This is a genomic window from Providencia sp. PROV073, assembly GCF_033688125.1.
GTDB lineage: Bacteria > Pseudomonadota > Gammaproteobacteria > Enterobacterales > Enterobacteriaceae > Providencia > Providencia hangzhouensis.
Genome location: NZ_CP096353.1, coordinates 2,671,426 through 2,688,423 on the forward strand (window position 1 = coordinate 2,671,426; position 16,998 = coordinate 2,688,423).

Consider the following 16,998-nt stretch of genomic DNA (forward strand, 5'->3'; position numbering starts at 1 on the left):
TTCTAATAAATAAATGAGTTACATAAATATTTATTGCATGCCACCCAGATTATTTATCCAGGCAGCCAGCAAATTCTGAAACCAAAGGAAAGGATTTCCTATGCTGTTTAAATCGATGCCTGCATCAATCCATCAAGATCATAAAATATCACTCTCAGCTATTGCTGCCACCGTTGTAATGACCGGGTTTAGCAACACCGCTTTAGGTGAAAACTTATCGACTCCAAAAGCGAATACCCGCGACATTATTCACGTTTCGACCTCACCTCTTAGTTTAGAAAATATCGCTGTAGCAGAACAAGTCGATGTAATTGATGCAAAAGCGCCTGAATATCAATCTGCGACATCCGCCTTAGATTTACTAAAAGGCCAAGCTGGGGTATTTGTTTCTGGTTCCAATAGCACTTATGGCCAGGGTATTCAAATGCGGGGTTATGATTCACGAGGTGTTAAAGTCACCGTTGATAATATCACCCAAGACTTTTATTCCGGCTTATATGAAGCTACATTTATTGACCCCACCTTAGTAAAAAAAGTCTACGTCCATAAAGGCGCATCATCTGTACATCATGGCGGCGGGGCGTTAGCCGGAGTCGTATCATTCAAAACAATAAATGCAGCTGACATATTAAAACCAGGGCAAAAAATCGGTGGTCAGGTCTTTAGCGGTATTAACCGTAATGATCACGGTTACTATGCAGGTGCAACGCTATTAGGCAGAACTGAATCAACAGATACTCTGTTTACCTATAGTCAACGTAAAAAGCACCTACTCGGCTCACCCGAGTTTGAAGAGGTTGATAATACTGAACAGCTAAGCAACTGGATGCTCAAAAGCAGCTGGCTTGCCCACCCTTCATATAACTTGACGTTACAATTAAAAGAATACCGCAACAACAGTTTAGGGGTAAAACAACCCGCTAAACCTTCAGAAAAAAATAGATATCCAAATACACCGCATGAAAGACAAAGCCATCAGCGAGATGTTGCCATTAGCCAATTTTTTACACCCAAAAATGAGGTAAATTGGCAAGCCCAGTGGGATATTTATTATACAGATTTATATTTAGATCAAACTGATACAGTTAAGGTCAAGAGCAAACCAAAAGAGTATGGCTCTGAAACGCGAAATCAATATACCTATGGGACTAAATTTACTAATAGCTTCACTTTACCTATGTATAACTGGGTAAATCATCATATTCAAAGTGGTTTCGAATATTATCAGCAAAAGCAAACGTCAAATCAGTATGCAATAAGTTATCCACCAGCAGAACTTGATAACCTGTCTGGCTGGTTAGTCAATGACATGACATTGCATCAATTACCGTTAACTTTATCAATTGGAACGCGCTTTACACAATACCGTGCATCGAGGAATAATTTCCCTGAAAATAAACATATCAACTTGTCATCCCGTATGGCTGTTAGTATTACTCCAACCCATTGGCTCAATCTTTACTCATCATACGCTGAAGCATACCGTACCCCACGTATGTCCGAGCTTTATAACAATTCTAACCATTTCACTATACCCTTTTTTGGCACTCCCTCGAACTTTCGCCCATCGCCTGATTTACGTCCAGAAACGAATAGAACCCTCGAAACAGGTATAAAAATCAGTTTTGATGGGGTATTTATTGATAATAGCGACCTTCAATTCGGTTCAACCTACTTTAAGACCAAAGCTAAAAACCATATTGCCCTTGAAGGTCTTTATACGCCAAGGTATGGCCAATGGTTCCCAGATGAGCTTTATTATATCAATATCCCCAGCGCATCCATTTATGGCATTGATAGCTTTATAAGCTACAGAACACGGTGGTTTGAATTAAATATCAATCACAATAAAACCACAGGTAGAGAAGACGGCTCACATTATTCTCTTTCGTCTATACGTCCTGAAACACTAACGGCTCGATTCAATGTACCGGTTGCTAGTACTGGCTTTACTCTAGGTTGGATAGGGGAATTCTCTGCAAGAACGCAACTTCAAGGTAACGATAAATATAAAAAGTGGCATCACAGATCTGATAAAGGCTTAGACCGCTATCATAAAGAAGTCATTCAATATGCGGGCTATAGCATTCATGATTTCTATGTGAATTACCAAGCAGATCAATTCATAAAAGGGTTAAGTTCGACTCTCACAATGAAAAATGCATTTGATAAGCCATATCTATCTTCCACTGGCGTACCCCAAGAAGGTCGGAACTTTTATCTCAACATGAATTACAACTGGTAGTTAAGTAGTAAAAAACCATGTTATCAACTGATTTTATTAAATTTATCAGCAGTATAAAAAATAAATCAGTTGATAACTTTTCACTATGTCTTTTAATTTTATTAAGGAAAAATTTGTGAATTCAAACCTCTATAATGATTACCTGCAAGCTAAGAAAATGCACTCTGATAAGCACTCCCAAGAAATAGCGGCCTTACTTAGCGTATCGGAGGCCCAACTAATTCATTGTCGTGTCGGTAAAGATAATGTTCAACGATTGGTCAGTAAACCTATTGATATCTTGCAAGATTTAACCACAATAGGCAAAGCTATAGGGATCACTCGTAATCAGTACGCTGTTAGTATTCAAACGGGTGCATACAATAACCCAAAATTTAGTAACCACGGTGGGCTATTTCTAAACCCTAAAGCATTAGACTTACGCATGTTCTTTGCGCAGTGGAGCTCAGTTTTTGCACTCACTGAAAAAATGCCAGAGGGAACTCGCCACAGTATTCAATTTTTCGATAAATATGGTGATTCGTTACACAAGGTCTTTTCCACCGACAACTCTGATATAGCTGCTTGGCAAGCCATGATAGAGCGCTACAGCACATCAGAGAATCCGCCTATCGAACCTAAAACAATTTCGCCATTTTCAGAACAGAAAATTAGCGAAGAACTCGCCTCTCAATTAGAGCAACAATGGCGTGAGATGACCAATGTTCATCAGTTCTTTGGTATATTAAAGAAACACAATTTAAGTCGTCAGCAAGTTTTTCGTGTCGTTAGCCAAGAATTAGCATGGCAAGTCCCTACTACGGCTTTATCTGAATTACTCTCTCTTGCATACCATGCAAAAAATGAAGTTATGCTCTTTGTAGGAAACCGTGGGTGTGTGCAAATATTTACAGGAAAAATAAATGAACTATCATCACTCTCTGTTGAAAGTTCTCAAACTGATTGGTTAAATGTTTCAAGTACAAACTTTAAACTTCATATCATTGAAAATGGCATTTCTGAGTGCTGGGTCACACGTAAGCCAACTAAAGATGGCTTTGTGACAAGTCTTGAGGTCTTTGATACCCAAGGTAACCAAATTATTCAAATGTATGGCCAGCGTATTGAAGGCACTCCCGAACAAATAGAATGGAGCAAGCAAATTCTTTCAATATCTCGCATATAATAAAAGAATAATAAGAAAGTAGATAATCTGTCATGGTAATTTTCTAAATACTTTTCAATCATAAATTGTGGTTTGAATTAGACATGAAAATTGCCATAGACCCTTTACCTCATTAATTCACAACAACGATACAAGCCACTTTTTGATATAGAAATAGAATAATCATCCATCTCTCGCACAAAGTATTTAACTTACCGCATATATTAGTTATTCATACTACGAAAACTGTAGTTACAAGCACTTTCAATCATAACAATTACCTCGGAATTTCCTGTTTATTGTTATAGAAATACGATTATAAATGAAGCAATAATATTTCAATTATTTACTTGGTTAATAATTTCGAATAGCTTGAACAATTTTTTTGAACATGATGAAAACTTTCTCTTTTTCTCATCTATAAAAATGACATAAAAACATAGTTACTTGAATTAAAAGAATTTTAAACATACAATATTGAATGTTTAAAATGTTAATTTTTTCAACATCTATTGTACTGATAGTTATTCTCATTAAAAAACCGCACGTTTAGCCTATCGATATATCGGAAAAACAGGAAGAATAGACCCTAATTTCGTGAGTTATTATTAGTTATTAATGAACAATAGCCTACTTGAGTAGGAGGTAAATATGTCAGAAAGTGTAGTCAACGATATTGTTAAATGGCTTGAAAGTCAGTTGCAGCGCAATGAAGGCATCAAAATCGACACAATTGCCGATAAAAGCGGCTATTCAAAATGGCATTTACAGCGTGTTTTCAAAGAAATGAAAGGCTGCACGCTTGGTGAATACGTCCGTAAACGTCGTTTATTAGAAGCAGCTAAATCATTACGTGAAGGCAACTTACCTATTCTTGATATCGCATTGCAATATGGCTTTAGTTCACAGGCGACATTTACCCGCATCTTTAAAAAGCACTTTGATACAACGCCTGCAAAATTTCGCCAATCAGGTGAATTACCTGAATGCAAAAACTTTATGACTTGTAGCTGTCATAACTGATTATTTTAGAACATCCCTTCCTATTAGTTATTTGCAATTTTGAAGTCTATGTCTGAGCCGACTATGTCGGCTCTTTTTTTAACTTAATTCATGAACTAACCAGTTTTCCAAATCAGCTAACTGCTCCTGCAATTGAGGCCATTTTACGGCCATTTGTTTACCTAAAGAGCGTATTGTTTCTGTCTGATATGTTTTACCCGTCAATTGCTCACTTAACCACTCCAAAGGAGATGGGTCTAAGCTATCTGTAAAAAACTGACAGCGATTTATCACGCCTTTTTCGATATCAAAATGAAACTCAATTCCTCCCCAAGAAAAACGTGTATCTGAATAGTGAGTGAACGCTGGTGCTTGCCCAAAATTCCATTCCCAACTACTTTGTTTAGCAAAGGTTTCTGGAAAATTTGGCAAATCAGGTAATTTTTCAGGGGAAATATACTCCGCTTCGACCGTTTCACCGAAGTAATTAAAAAAACTTTTAATTATTCCCTCACAAACAATTTCATGAGAAATATTAGGAACAAGCTCAGACAAGTTAGCCACACGAGAACGCACTGACGTAATCCCTTTTGCCTGTAATTTTTTAGGATCTGGATTCAGGTAATTAGCTAAACGACTTAAATCTGCATTAATCAGCAAGGTTCCATGGTGAAAACCTCTATCTTTCGTTTCTCTGTATGCAGAACCGGATATTTTTCGCGGACCACTTTCTGTATCTAAAACCAAATCATTGCGACCTGAAATTTGTGCGTTAATACCGACCTGTGCTAATCCATCAACAATGATTTGTGTAGAAACTGTTTTATCATATTCTGGCTTTCCCGCCATAAATGTGAAACAAGTGTTACCTAGATCATGAAAGACAGCACCACCACCACTACTGCGCCGAGCTAAACGAACATTATCTTCTTCCATCCGCCGTGTATTACATTCTTTCCACGGATTCTGAGCGCGCCCTATGACCACGGTATCCGCATTTCTCCAAAGAAACATAACACGTTGGTCGGTTGGCATTTGTCGGAAAATAGTTTCTTCAACCGCAAGGTTAAACCAAGGGTCGTAGGATTCTGAGATGAGTAAACGTACTGTTGACATTGAGCTATCCTTAAAACAAAACTTGCCCTTAAGATAGCATAATCACTGAATAAAATAGTGAATTTAGATACGTCTTGCTTGCCAAAACACTTTTCGCCAATAAACATTATCCATTGATGAACGAATTACCCCTTTACTCGTTGATGCGTGAATGAATGTATTATCGGTATCGTAAATCCCCACATGCAATCCATTCTCCCCTGAACCTGTTTTAAAGAACACCAAATCCCCTGGCATCAAATCAGATTTATCAATCCGTGTGCCTAATTGAGTTTGATCTACTGTTGTTCGAGGTAACTGAATGGCAAAACGGTCGTTAAATGTGCGATAGACAAAACCGGAACAATCCACACCATTTTGATTCATTCCACCATAATGATAAGGCGTACCATACCACTGCTCTAGCTGGTCTTTTAATTGCGCTATCGTCATGATTGGGTCTGATAATTGTGTTTTTAATGGCGGCGGCGTTCTTTTAACGGATGTCGATGAACAACCAATTAAAACTAAACACAATAATAGTGGTAGGTGTTGTATTTTGATAACCATAAAGCACCTTATTTATCTATCTTATTGCGATAACTTGCTTATATTATAGTGCGTGAAGACTATAATATAAGCAACTAAGAAATTATTCCGTTCTATCACTTGGTGATTTATTGGGCCGGCTAATTAGCCATACCCCTAATAAAATAAAGCCAATTCCAATGGCCTTTAGTCCTGTCGCAGGTTCATTAAACCAAGGTAAGAAAACTGCTAATAAATAAACGAAAACATAGCTTAAGCTAATAAGCGGATAAGCTTTATTCAATGCTATGTGTTTTAAAGCTAATAGCCAACATAACATCGATAACGCATAACAAACTAACCCTAAAAAAATAATTCCTAAGCTAGTAATATTTGCGAGTAACCACTCTAATTGTAGCCAATGCCAGCCAAGTGTGAATGAGGGTAGTTCAACTACCCCGGCTTTTAAGCTCAGTTGAGCGACTGTGACTAATAAAGCACTGCTAATCACCCACAAATAACCCTTGTTCATACGCCGATACTCATTAGCAAAATACCAAACATAATGGCAGCAACCCCTAACCAGTGGTTAAGCCCAGTTTGCTCTTTATAAACAAACTGGCCAATTAAAGTAATTAATACAAAATTAATACTTAACATTGGATAAGCGATACTCAGCGGCATGGTTTCCAATAATTTCAACCAAAACAACATGCCAAGGCCTAGCATAAAAACCGCCAGCACCAGCCACCGAAAGGCTGATGCTGTTTTATTGGTTTTATTACTCTGCCAATTGACGACGGCTTGCTTTTGAGCCACTTGCCCAACGCAGGTCAAAACGCTAACCAGCAATAACAGCAGTAGTTGTGCAATCATTGTTGATGGTAAACCACAATCGCCATACGTGAATTTTTAATGACTTCATCTGGCTTAGGAATATCCGGTAACCCTTCTTTACGGCCTAATAAAAAGACAACAGTTACCTGCCCTTCTTTGCGTGCTTTTTCTAGCCACTGTGCAAATTGATCCGGTTTAACTAAGCGATGTTGGCTATCTGGGTATTCCAAACCGTAACTTAGCTCTCCACTACTATTGTATAAATAGATATTGGAATTTTGTGTTTCCCACGCAAGGCCTGCTGCGACCCCAACATTACTTGCCATCAAATATTTGCTATTCATCAGTAAATCATGATTTTGATGAATAAAGTTTTGAGGTAATTTAGAATCGATGGTGTTGTTCGGCAGAGCACTACCAATACACAAACTCACGGCCAAAGAGCACGAGGCTGCCCATAACCAATATTTAGCATTTAATACCGTACATAGGTAACCGATAATCGCCCAAATAGAAAATGCAACGACACCTAACACCATTTTTGACCATTCATCAGGTTCGTATAACGGTTTTTTGATCACCGTGCTCACGACAATTACCGCTATAACCGCAGCGATCCCTAATACAACATTAATGATCCCATTGGCTTTCAATGCTTTCATTTTACCATTACGAACGCAATCAACCCCATACTTCGCCATAAGCAATGCCAATGGCGCCATAAACGGTAACATATACGTTGGTAACTTACCGCGGGAAATACTGAAAAAGATAACAGGAACAACAAACCAGCACAGTAAGAAAAACATATCGGGGCTAGATTTACGTTCTTTCCAGCCTTTCATTATCGCACCTGGCAACAGCCCTGCCCATGGAATAGCGCCAAGAATGATAATTGGAATATAATACCAAAACGGTGCAATATGCTGCGCATCATCTGCTGTGAAACGCTTAATGTGCTCAATCCAAAAGAAATAGTGCCAATAGTCTGGTTCTTGTTTTGCAACCGCCAAAGCCCATGGCAAACTGATAATAACCGCCGAAATTATTGCAAGCGGCCCGTACTTTAGTAACTCAAGGAACCGCTTTTGATAGATTGTGACAGGAAGCATGACTATCACGGGGATCGCAAGGGCTAAAAAGCCTTTAGTCATAAATGCCATGCCACAAGCCAGCCCAAGACAAAGCCATGCCGCTAGTTTAGATTTTACTTCTCTCGATTTCATTGCCCACAAGCAACAGAACATGCTTGCCGCTATCCATAAAGACAACATTGGGTCGAGTACACTGTAAGTTCCGATGGAGAATACCAAGAACATTGAGATATAAATGAGGCTAGCAACATAAGCAACGTGGTTATTACGCCACATCATTTTTGCCATACGGTAGACAAGTAATGCACTGAGGAAAATACAAAAAACCGAACCAAAGCGAACAGCAAAATTAGTTTCACCAAAAATCATTTGGCTAATATTGTTTATCCAGTAACCTGCTACTGGTTTTTCGAAATAACGTACATCCAGCATGTAAGGAACAATCCAATCCCCACGCTGTAACATTTCACGGCTAATTTCCGCATATCGTGTTTCATCTGGTTGCCAAAGTAAACGGCTATCCAACGGCAATAAATAGGTTAAGATAAAAAAAAGAGCCAGCAGAGAGGCTCCTACTTTGCTCGCTCGGTTATTCAACATAGGTTGCTTATTCCTCTTCTTGGCAGCCTAGCCAGCCTTCACGCCCAGGGAATGGTGCCCTCACCACACGCCCTTTTGGCAATGAATTCAAATCGTCTGGCAGTAATTCACTCAATGTACAGAATTGGATATCTTCTTGTGTAATTCGTTCCAATAATTGTGAAAATTGTTCCGATTTAGACATCCCTTCCACTTCAGTGTGAATAGTATAAACTGGAATGCCTTGATCTTCTTTAATTGCTTGAAGAATAAAATCATTAAATGCCTCATCACTCACGACTGTTCCCACAACTTCATCGTAAGTCGGCAGTGTTACAGGAATTTGAACTGTCCCTAATGAGCCATCCGCTAAAATTGGCCTAAATGGATATTTACCACGGCAATCACTGTTGTAGTCAAAGTTAAACGTTTGTTTAACTTCCAATACGCGCTCATCGCCTCGCCAACCAGCGACGGCTGAACAAGTCACACGATGCCCAATAGCTTGCTCCAATGCATCAACACCTAGCTTAACCTGCTCAGTCAGTTGCGGTTTGCTCCATTTCGCAACCTTAGCCTGCCAGCCTTGATGATCCCATGCATGTAAGCCAACTTCATGGCCAGCATCCAAGGTTTGTTTCATCAAGTAACCTAAATCCTTAGCAATTTTTTTACCCGGCCATGCTGTGCCCGCTAATAAGATATCTAACCCATAAAGGGATGCTGCATTAGACCTAAGCATTTTCCACAGAAATTTAGGACGCAAAAGGCGCCATAAATGGCGCCCCATGTTATCGGGTCCTACGCTGAAGAAAAAGCTGGCCTGAATATTATGCTCTTTGAGCACTTTGAGTAACTGTGGAACCCCTTTTAATGTACCTTGGTAAGTATCCACATCAATTCTCAAGCCAACTTTTTTCATTAGTCTTTATTACCTAACTCTTCAACAGCACCTTGTAAGAAGAAATCTAATGTTTCTTCAATGGTATCTTTCATATCGATAGTTGGAACCCAGTCTAGTAAACGAAGTGCGTTTTCAACACTTGGTTTACGGTGTTCAACGTCTTGATACCCTTGGCCATAATAGCTGCTGCTTTCGATTTCACGGAAACCTGCAAATGGAGGGAATTTTCCACGTTGTGGGTGTTTTTCGAAGCTTTCCAGCAACATTTCCGCTAATTCACGAATACTGGCTTCATTCGTTGGGTTACCGATATTAATGATTTGGCCGTCACACTTACCATCTTTATTTTCGATAATACGGAACAGTGCTTCAATACCGTCTTTAATATCTGTAAAACAGCGTTTTTGTGCTCCACCATCAACTAGTTTAATCGGAGAACCTTCAACCAAGTTCAAGATCAACTGTGTAATTGCACGAGAACTACCAATACGCGCAGAGTTCAAGCTATCTAAACGTGGTCCCATCCAGTTAAATGGACGGAATAAGGTGAACTTCAGACCTTCTTTTGCACCGTATGCCCAAATCACTCGGTCAAGTAATTGTTTAGATACTGAGTAAATCCAACGTTGTTTATTGATTGGACCTACGATCAGGCGTGATTCATCTTCATCAAACTCTTTATCATCACACATACCATAAACTTCAGAAGTTGATGGGAAAATGATGCGTTTGTTGTATTTCACACAGTAACGTACAACTTTTAAGTTTTCTTCGAAGTCTAACTCGAAAACACGCAGTGGGTTACGGGTATATTCGATTGGCGTCGCGATCGCAACCAAAGGCAGAATAACGTCACATTTTTTGATGTGATATTCAATCCATTCTGTATGGATGCTAACGTCACCTTCAATAAAGTGGAAACGTGGGTTACCAATAAAACGTTCAATTGCGGAAGAACCGATATCCATACCATAGATATCGTAATTACCGTCTTTTAACAGGCGCTCAGTCAAGTGGTTACCGATAAAGCCGTTAACACCAAGGATCAGAACACGTGTACGACGTTTTACTTGTGCCGTTGGTTTTGCACCAACACGAACATCTGTCACGATACCCATTTCGTTAGCAAGGCGGCTACCTTGCATATATAAACCCGTCTCACTTTGGCCGCTAATCACTTCGATAGCACCTTGACCACAAGCGATACGCAGTGGGTCACTCGAAAGTACCGTACCTGCTGGTTTACCTTGGTTATCATCTAAAACGCGTGCGCGCCAAATAACCATTTTGCGCGCACCTAAATAGGTAAACGCACCTGGGTAAGGTTCAGTCACTGCACGAATCAAGCAATTAACGTCTTTTGCACTGTCGTTCCAATTAATCAAACCATCTTCAGCGGTACGACGACCAAAGTACGTTGCTTGACTTTCGTCTTGTGCAACGGCTTTGTAGCTACCAGTTTCGATTAATGGCAGTGTTTTATCCAGCAAAACTTCCGCCGCTTCACGGACTTTTGCATGTAAAGTTAGGCTAGTGTCTGTATCGGTAATAACCACTTTTTCTTGAGCAATGATATCGCCAGCGTCGGCTTTAGCTACCATTTTATGTAAGGTTACACCTGTTTCGCTTTCGCCTTTTAATAATGCCCAATTGATAGGCGCACGACCGCGATATTTAGGGAGTAATGAACCATGTAGATTAAACGCACCTTTAGGCGCGATAGCTAACAGCTCTTCACTCAACATATCACGATAGTAGAAGGAGAAAATCACATCAGGTTTCATTTCGCGAATACGTTCAATCCACAATGGGTGATTAACGTTTTCAGGCGCAAAAACAGGAAGCTCCATGTCAGCACTTAAACGCGCAACAGAGGAGTAAAAGTGGTTTTCATTTGGGTCATCAGTGTGGGTAAACACTGCTTGGATATCAAAACCTGCTTTTTCAAGCGCTTTTAGCCCTACGCAGCCAATATCATGATAGGCAAAAACAATAGCTTTCATTAGTCTTCTTCCTGATTTTTGTCGGATTTCGCATCTGCTCCAACGACTTTTTGAATAAAATAACGAGGTCTCGCGCGCACATCATTGTAGATCCTACCAATGTATTCGCCCAATAAACCCATGGCAACAAACTGTGCACCAATAAACATAAAGAGTACTGCAAACAGCGTGAATACGCCATCTGCGGCCCACTCTGCGCCAAAAATTAAACGCAATGCAATTAACAATACCGCTAATAAAAAACCGCCAGCGGCGATAATACTACCGACAACACTCAATAAACGCAGTGGTGCCGTAGTCAGGCATGTTAATAAGTCATACATTAAATTAATCAGCTTCATAAAGCTGTATTTAGAATCACCAAACTCGCGTTCTGCATGCGCTACATCAATTTCAATGGTTCTACGTGCAAATGTATTTGCTAAAATAGGAATAAATGTACTTCTTTCATGACATTGCAACATAGCTTGAATAATATGACGGCGATACGCACGTAACATACAGCCATAGTCACCCATAGAGCGGCCTGTTGCTTTGGTGATCATCGCATTAATCATTTTAGACGCTGTTTTGCGAAACCAAGAATCTTGGCGATTCGCACGGCGTGTACCAACTACATCATAACCTTGCATCGCAGTTTGCACTAAACGAGGGATTTCCTCTGGCGGATTTTGCAAATCCGCATCCAAAGTAATTACTAAATCACCATCCGCTTGGTTAAAACCTGCCATAATAGCAGAATGCTGACCATAATTACGGTTTAAAATAATTGCAATAACGTGGTTTTCTGGATTTTCCGCTGCTTCTGTAAGCATTTGCGCTGAACGGTCGCTACTACCATCATCAACTAAAATTAATTCATAAGATTGAGTTAATTGTTTACATGACTTGATAGTACGTTCTAGTAATTGCGGTAAGCTCTGCTCTTCATTATAGACAGGGATTACCACTGAGACTTTTTTTATCTCATCAAATTCATCTGCGTGTGACACTATTTTGACTCCAAAAGAACTGCTTCTACAGCTTTGACAACCCGTTCAACATCTGCATCCGTCATATCGGGAAATAAAGGTAATGAACACAATGTGGCGCTATTCCAGGTTGATTCAGGTAAGGTTAATTCAGGATATTTTTCACGATAATATTTTTGTGTGTGGGCAGCACGAAAATGTAGCCCTGTACCAATATCGTGCTCTTTCAATTTTTCCATGAAAGTATCACGGTCAATACCACATTGTTTTTTATCAACACGCACCATGAATAAATGATTAGCATGTAAATGTGGGTAATCAGGTACGGTAAGCATCTGTAATGGGGATTTTTTTAGCAATTCACGATAACGCGCCGTCAGTTCAGCACGACGCTGGTTTAACTGCTCGACACGAGATAATTGCACAACCGCTATTGCGGCATGGATATCAGACAAATTATATTTAAAACCAGGTTCAACAACCTCTGCTTGCGGCTTACGGCCTTGCATTTGTCTATCAAACGCATCAACGCCTAGACCGTGAAACTTAAGCGTACGTACACGCTGAGCGAGCTTGTCATCATCTGTTGCGACTAATCCCCCTTCCGCACAGGTGACGTTTTTGATGGCATGAAAAGAGAAAATAGACGTTCCCTTTTCGCCAATCCACTCATCTTTATAACGAGTACCCACGGCATGTGCTGCATCTTCGATTAAAGCTACACCGGCTTTTTGAGCAATCAAACGCAATGCATCAAGATCACAAGGAGCCCCCGCATAATGAACTGGGATAATGGCCTTTGTTTTTTCTGTTAACGCTTTTTCTACGGCATCGGGTTGGATCATTAATGTGTCACGATCTACATCAATCATGACCGGTGTTGCCCCGAGTAGCTCAATCATATTGATTGTTGACACCCAAGTTTGAGAAGGTGTAATAACTTCATCACCAGGACCAATGCCCAATGCCATTAATACAACATGCATACCCGCCGTGGCTGATGACAATGCAATTGCATGTTTGCAGCCATAGCGCTTACAAAAATCGTCTTCTAACTGATGATTCTGTGGGCCTGTTGTTATCCAGCCTGAACGCAGAACGTTTTCTACTGCCTTGACCTCTTCATCACCAATTGCTGGTTTTGAAAATGGTAAGAAATTGCTCATATTGTTTATAGCCTAGTTTTCATTGTGAATAGAATATTCTAGTTAATTATACTTTAACCGAACCTCAACACCTGCAAACATTGCGGGATTATCATGCAAAAATAAGTGATAAAAACACCTTATTGCTTAATCCGCTAAATTTATAATCTGCCACACCCGGTGAGATGCACTGTGGCTTAACTTAATTTCAGACATAAATATGTCAGATAAATTTTTTTCTGTCATTATACATTCTGGTTTCCCTACTGCGACTAACTGTCCTTGTTTTATCATCCAAATACAAGATGCATTTTTATACGAATGGCTAAGGTCATGACCACTCATTATAACGGTTCCTAAGCAATCACAAAAATATTTAATCCATTTATCAAGCATTGCTTGCTGAATAATATCTAAATTATTGGTTGGCTCATCCAATAATATAAATTTCCCCTCGCATTGCTGTTTATCCCAGACCTGCAAAAATGCTGCTACAATTCGGACTCTTTGCCATTCACCACCCGAGAGTTGGTTAATAGGTTTACTTAACAATGATGTTAGTTGAAAATCGCTACATAAACGCTCAAAAATACTAGCTGAAAACACTGTTTTAGGTGAAAACAGGCCAATATATTGAAACACTTTGAGTATTGGAATGTAACTAACTAATTGTGAAAGATAAGCACGTTGTTGGCTCAATTGAGCAATATGATATTGCTGTATACTTCGCCCACCAATTAAAATATCGCCACCTACAGGCAAATAACCGCTTATCGCAGCTAATAATGTACTTTTTCCGGCCCCATTGGCACCCAATATATGAATTTGTTCACCAGCTAGCACTTGAGCTGAAATATTGACCAAGCGTGTATCGGTAGTAATGTTTTTAATATCAATAATTAATTTATTTTCCATCATTTTTACCGCCATTGTTGGTGACGAATTAACAAGAAAATAAATACCGGGGCCCCTAAGGTTGCCGTAATAACACCAATGGGAACTTCCGCATTGGCGATTAATAACCGAGACAGAATATCTGCTGTTAATAACCCTAATGCCCCTGCCACTGCAGAACCAACCAATAATACGCGGTTATCTGTTAAACCACTTAATCTCAATATATGAGGAATAACTAAGCCAATAAAGCTAATCGCCCCCGCAATAGCAACGCTGAGGCCAATTAATACACCGCTAATAATAATCAATATAACGCGCCATTTATAAATTGAGATACCTAATTGATAGGCTTGTACCGTTCCTAATGAAAGATAATTCAGTATATTTCCTTGGAAAAGCACCCAAATTAAAAATGGTAAGCAACCAATAACAAGACCAAATTGTCGCCAATCAACCCCACTAAAACTCCCCATCATCCAATAGAGTAACTGTCGCAAATCAAGGTTGCTGCTCATGTACACCATCCATGTCATACAGGCACCACTAATCACGCCTAGAGCAACACCAACAAGCAATAAACTTGAATTATTCAAGTTTTTACGGCGAGCAAAATAGAGCAATATGGAGGTAAAAAATAGTGCTCCCATAATTGCGCTAATACTTAATAGCCAATAGTGCGTCACGCCTGAAGACAACAATACAGCCAGCACCACAGCAACACCCGCTCCATTGCTTACCCCCAATAAGCCAGGCTCGGCCAAGGGGTTTTCAAATAAGGCTTGCATGATAGCCCCTGTGACCGCAAGAGCTGCGCCAATAACAATCACCGCAAGTGTGCGGGGAAAACGAATTTGTCCCACGAACATGTGTCCTGCATCACTCATCCATCGTGTTGGTGGTAACCACACTTCACCTGCACACAGAGAAAGTAGCACAGCAGTAATCAGCAAAGCGCTCAATAGAGTAATTAGCTTTAAGTCGGAACATCGCTGTTGATGATGCAAATTTTCAAGTTGCTGATCCATTGAATTTTTTCTTATTTTTCATTAAGTCAGGAAATTATAGCTTTTTATGTAAGCAAAGCGATAACAATAATCTTATGCTCCTGCATAATTTAACGACCTCATTAAAAGGAAATTATATGAATACTAAATCAAATACAAATCTCCATCCTAGGCTTAAATCGTTTAACCTACAACCAGCCCAACCAATAGAGACTGTATATAGCGAAAGAAAGGGGGTTTTTGCGTCCATAAAGAAAATAATAAATAGCTGCAAAAGTTTCTTTGGTTTCGTCTCAAATCACAATTTCGAACCTATAAATGTAGAAAATGTAAAGTTCAGAGCATTGACAGAACAAGAAAAATTAGTAAACAGTATTATTTCTGATGCCGTTAGCAGAAACGCACTCTCGCCACATGAAGTCTCTCTGTTAGAAACAAAACTACCTAGTGTACAAACACTAGTTAAAATTCTAATTGAAAAAAATAACGCCCTATCAACGGAAGGAATTTTTCGAATTCCAGGTCAAGAAACAGCCATGCAATTTATAAAAGATAATATTAATAAATCAAATTTAGCTGATTTAGATATTTGTAGCTTAGCAGGGGCGTTAAAATCTTTATGCTCTGAAGTAAATAGTAATTTTCCCTCAGAAGAAAATAGAATCAGTTTGCTCATGAATCAACATCACGAAGACTACCTCAATCTGTTGAAAGTTAAAGTAGGAGAAATATTCACAGAAAAATCAGAAAATTACAATGCGTTACTGGATTCAATTGAAAAGTTAGAATTTAACACTTTCACTCAACAAAGAGCACAGATATTCGAACAAGAAGTTTCAAAAGCAGAAGATTTAGGTGGATGTAACGAACATACTAGAAAACTAATTCGCTATCTTTTGGATGAGATCACAGAAAATTCTAGTCAATGGAAAGTTTCGGTATTAAAGCACAGCGAAGTAATGAAATCGCCCTTAGCTCAAACACTAGCCCCTCTAATTGCTGGGATAGTAAAAAACTCAGACAAAAATAAAATGTCTGCACATAATCTCGCTATTGCAGCAAAAGCTCTACTCATACCTGCAAATACCTTTTCAAAGAACACTAAACCAGAAGACATAATTTTAAGAGAAAATATGTCTGCCCATTATTTTGAAGCTATTGCTACTTATATGGCTAATAAATACTAATTCTACACTTTTAGTAAAAACAAAGACCGCCTAGGCGGTCTTTTTTCATATCAAACGATATAATTACTCTTTCGGAGTTGCTTTTTCTACACGGCTTTTTAATTTTTGGCCTGGGCGGAAGGTAACAACACGGCGGGCAGTAATTGGAATATCTTCCCCAGTTTTAGGGTTACGTCCGGGACGTTGATTTTTATCACGTAAATCAAAGTTACCGAATCCAGATAATTTTACTTGCTCACCATTTTCTAAGGAAAGGCGAACCTCTTCAAAGAAAGTTTCGACAAGGTCTTTAGCATCACGTTTGCTAACACCCAGTTTTTCAAACAAATTTTCTGACATTTCAGCTTTAGTAAGCGCCATAGG

At 39.3% G+C, this 16,998-nt stretch carries 16 protein-coding genes; 4 read left to right on the top strand and 12 right to left on the bottom strand.

What is annotated here, in order from left to right; translation table 11 throughout:
- Window positions 1-100: 100 nt before the first annotated feature.
- The 3 genes from M1F17_RS12110 to M1F17_RS12120 all read left to right on the top strand — a co-directional run bounded on the left by M1F17_RS12110 (window position 101) and on the right by M1F17_RS12120 (window position 4,412).
- On the top strand, window positions 101-2,245 hold the full coding sequence (locus M1F17_RS12110) for a TonB-dependent receptor domain-containing protein (protein ID WP_094961755.1): 2,145 nt from the start codon (window positions 101-103) through the stop codon (window positions 2,243-2,245).
- Window positions 2,246-2,360: 115 nt separating this feature from the next.
- Window positions 2,361-3,410, top strand: a complete 1,050-nt coding sequence (locus tag M1F17_RS12115; RefSeq protein WP_094961754.1) for a hemin-degrading factor — start codon at window positions 2,361-2,363, stop codon at window positions 3,408-3,410.
- Window positions 3,411-4,040: 630 nt separating this feature from the next.
- The gene (locus M1F17_RS12120; RefSeq protein ID WP_004910390.1) at window positions 4,041-4,412 is read left to right on the top strand and encodes a helix-turn-helix domain-containing protein; all 372 of its coding nucleotides are present in this window, start codon (window positions 4,041-4,043) and stop codon (window positions 4,410-4,412) included.
- 78 nt (window positions 4,413-4,490) lie between these two features.
- Here M1F17_RS12120 and M1F17_RS12125 read toward each other — a convergent pair whose 3' ends face one another.
- The 11 genes from M1F17_RS12125 to btuC all read right to left on the bottom strand — a co-directional run bounded on the left by M1F17_RS12125 (window position 4,491) and on the right by btuC (window position 15,469).
- Entirely contained in the window at window positions 4,491-5,507 is a 1,017-nt protein-coding gene (locus tag M1F17_RS12125) for a lipoate--protein ligase A (RefSeq protein ID WP_004263748.1), read from the bottom strand.
- A gap of 63 nt (window positions 5,508-5,570) precedes the next feature.
- A complete protein-coding gene (locus M1F17_RS12130; RefSeq protein WP_036958662.1) occupies window positions 5,571-6,056 on the bottom strand; it encodes a C40 family peptidase in 486 nt (161 codons plus the stop codon).
- A gap of 82 nt (window positions 6,057-6,138) precedes the next feature.
- Window positions 6,139-6,546 (bottom strand): 4-amino-4-deoxy-L-arabinose-phosphoundecaprenol flippase subunit ArnF, encoded by a 408-nt coding sequence (arnF, locus tag M1F17_RS12135; protein WP_004263744.1) that lies wholly within the window; start codon window positions 6,544-6,546, stop codon window positions 6,139-6,141.
- A complete protein-coding gene (gene arnE / locus M1F17_RS12140) occupies window positions 6,543-6,890 on the bottom strand; it encodes a 4-amino-4-deoxy-L-arabinose-phosphoundecaprenol flippase subunit ArnE (RefSeq protein ID WP_004263742.1) in 348 nt (115 codons plus the stop codon). The genes arnF and arnE overlap by 4 nt, the downstream gene beginning before the upstream one ends.
- Window positions 6,887-8,545, bottom strand: a complete 1,659-nt coding sequence (arnT, locus tag M1F17_RS12145) for a lipid IV(A) 4-amino-4-deoxy-L-arabinosyltransferase (protein WP_004263740.1) — start codon at window positions 8,543-8,545, stop codon at window positions 6,887-6,889. The genes arnE and arnT overlap by 4 nt, the downstream gene beginning before the upstream one ends.
- Before the next feature lie 7 nt (window positions 8,546-8,552).
- Complete coding sequence (gene arnD / locus M1F17_RS12150; protein WP_004263737.1) at window positions 8,553-9,446, bottom strand: 4-deoxy-4-formamido-L-arabinose-phosphoundecaprenol deformylase; 894 nt, start codon at window positions 9,444-9,446, stop codon at window positions 8,553-8,555.
- Complete coding sequence (arnA, locus tag M1F17_RS12155) at window positions 9,446-11,431, bottom strand: bifunctional UDP-4-amino-4-deoxy-L-arabinose formyltransferase/UDP-glucuronic acid oxidase ArnA (RefSeq protein WP_318836996.1); 1,986 nt, start codon at window positions 11,429-11,431, stop codon at window positions 9,446-9,448. Before arnA ends, arnD begins: the two co-directional genes overlap by 1 nt.
- On the bottom strand, window positions 11,431-12,423 hold the full coding sequence (gene arnC, locus M1F17_RS12160) for an undecaprenyl-phosphate 4-deoxy-4-formamido-L-arabinose transferase (protein WP_004263733.1): 993 nt from the start codon (window positions 12,421-12,423) through the stop codon (window positions 11,431-11,433). Before arnC ends, arnA begins: the two co-directional genes overlap by 1 nt.
- A complete protein-coding gene (gene arnB / locus M1F17_RS12165) occupies window positions 12,423-13,568 on the bottom strand; it encodes a UDP-4-amino-4-deoxy-L-arabinose aminotransferase (RefSeq protein WP_004263731.1) in 1,146 nt (381 codons plus the stop codon). The genes arnC and arnB overlap by 1 nt, the downstream gene beginning before the upstream one ends.
- 126 nt (window positions 13,569-13,694) lie before the next feature.
- A complete protein-coding gene (locus tag M1F17_RS12170; RefSeq protein ID WP_112307423.1) occupies window positions 13,695-14,465 on the bottom strand; it encodes an ATP-binding cassette domain-containing protein in 771 nt (256 codons plus the stop codon).
- 2 nt (window positions 14,466-14,467) lie between these two features.
- Window positions 14,468-15,469: a vitamin B12 ABC transporter permease BtuC gene (btuC, locus tag M1F17_RS12175; protein ID WP_004263725.1), complete on the bottom strand. Its 1,002-nt coding sequence runs from the start codon at window positions 15,467-15,469 to the stop codon at window positions 14,468-14,470.
- A 116-nt stretch (window positions 15,470-15,585) separates the two neighbouring features.
- Here btuC and M1F17_RS12180 point away from each other — a divergent pair, with 116 nt between their 5' ends.
- The gene (locus tag M1F17_RS12180; RefSeq protein ID WP_161595388.1) at window positions 15,586-16,635 is read left to right on the top strand and encodes a RhoGAP domain-containing protein; all 1,050 of its coding nucleotides are present in this window, start codon (window positions 15,586-15,588) and stop codon (window positions 16,633-16,635) included.
- A gap of 63 nt (window positions 16,636-16,698) precedes the next feature.
- On the opposite strand, the gene ihfA is transcribed toward M1F17_RS12180, so the two are convergent.
- A complete protein-coding gene (gene ihfA / locus M1F17_RS12185) occupies window positions 16,699-16,995 on the bottom strand; it encodes an integration host factor subunit alpha (protein WP_004263721.1) in 297 nt (98 codons plus the stop codon).
- Window positions 16,996-16,998 lie beyond the last annotated feature (3 nt).

What these genes read in the sequence shown, in the direction of transcription:
- M1F17_RS12110 (WP_094961755.1), top strand. Translation starts at nt 101, where the DNA reads ATGCTGTTTAAATCGATGCCTGCATCAATCCATCAAGATCATAAAATA.
- M1F17_RS12120 (WP_004910390.1), top strand. Translation starts at nt 4,041, where the DNA reads ATGTCAGAAAGTGTAGTCAACGATATTGTTAAATGGCTTGAAAGTCAG.
- M1F17_RS12125 (WP_004263748.1), bottom strand. Translation starts at nt 5,507, where the DNA reads ATGTCAACAGTACGTTTACTCATCTCAGAATCCTACGACCCTTGGTTT.
- M1F17_RS12130 (WP_036958662.1), bottom strand. Translation starts at nt 6,056, where the DNA reads ATGGTTATCAAAATACAACACCTACCACTATTATTGTGTTTAGTTTTA.
- arnF (WP_004263744.1), bottom strand. Translation starts at nt 6,546, where the DNA reads ATGAACAAGGGTTATTTGTGGGTGATTAGCAGTGCTTTATTAGTCACA.
- arnE (WP_004263742.1), bottom strand. Translation starts at nt 6,890, where the DNA reads ATGATTGCACAACTACTGCTGTTATTGCTGGTTAGCGTTTTGACCTGC.
- arnT (WP_004263740.1), bottom strand. Translation starts at nt 8,545, where the DNA reads ATGTTGAATAACCGAGCGAGCAAAGTAGGAGCCTCTCTGCTGGCTCTT.
- arnD (WP_004263737.1), bottom strand. Translation starts at nt 9,446, where the DNA reads ATGAAAAAAGTTGGCTTGAGAATTGATGTGGATACTTACCAAGGTACA.
- arnA (WP_318836996.1), bottom strand. Translation starts at nt 11,431, where the DNA reads ATGAAAGCTATTGTTTTTGCCTATCATGATATTGGCTGCGTAGGGCTA.
- arnB (WP_004263731.1), bottom strand. Translation starts at nt 13,568, where the DNA reads ATGAGCAATTTCTTACCATTTTCAAAACCAGCAATTGGTGATGAAGAG.
- M1F17_RS12170 (WP_112307423.1), bottom strand. Translation starts at nt 14,465, where the DNA reads ATGATGGAAAATAAATTAATTATTGATATTAAAAACATTACTACCGAT.
- btuC (WP_004263725.1), bottom strand. Translation starts at nt 15,469, where the DNA reads ATGGATCAGCAACTTGAAAATTTGCATCATCAACAGCGATGTTCCGAC.
- M1F17_RS12180 (WP_161595388.1), top strand. Translation starts at nt 15,586, where the DNA reads ATGAATACTAAATCAAATACAAATCTCCATCCTAGGCTTAAATCGTTT.
- ihfA (WP_004263721.1), bottom strand. Translation starts at nt 16,995, where the DNA reads ATGGCGCTTACTAAAGCTGAAATGTCAGAAAATTTGTTTGAAAAACTG.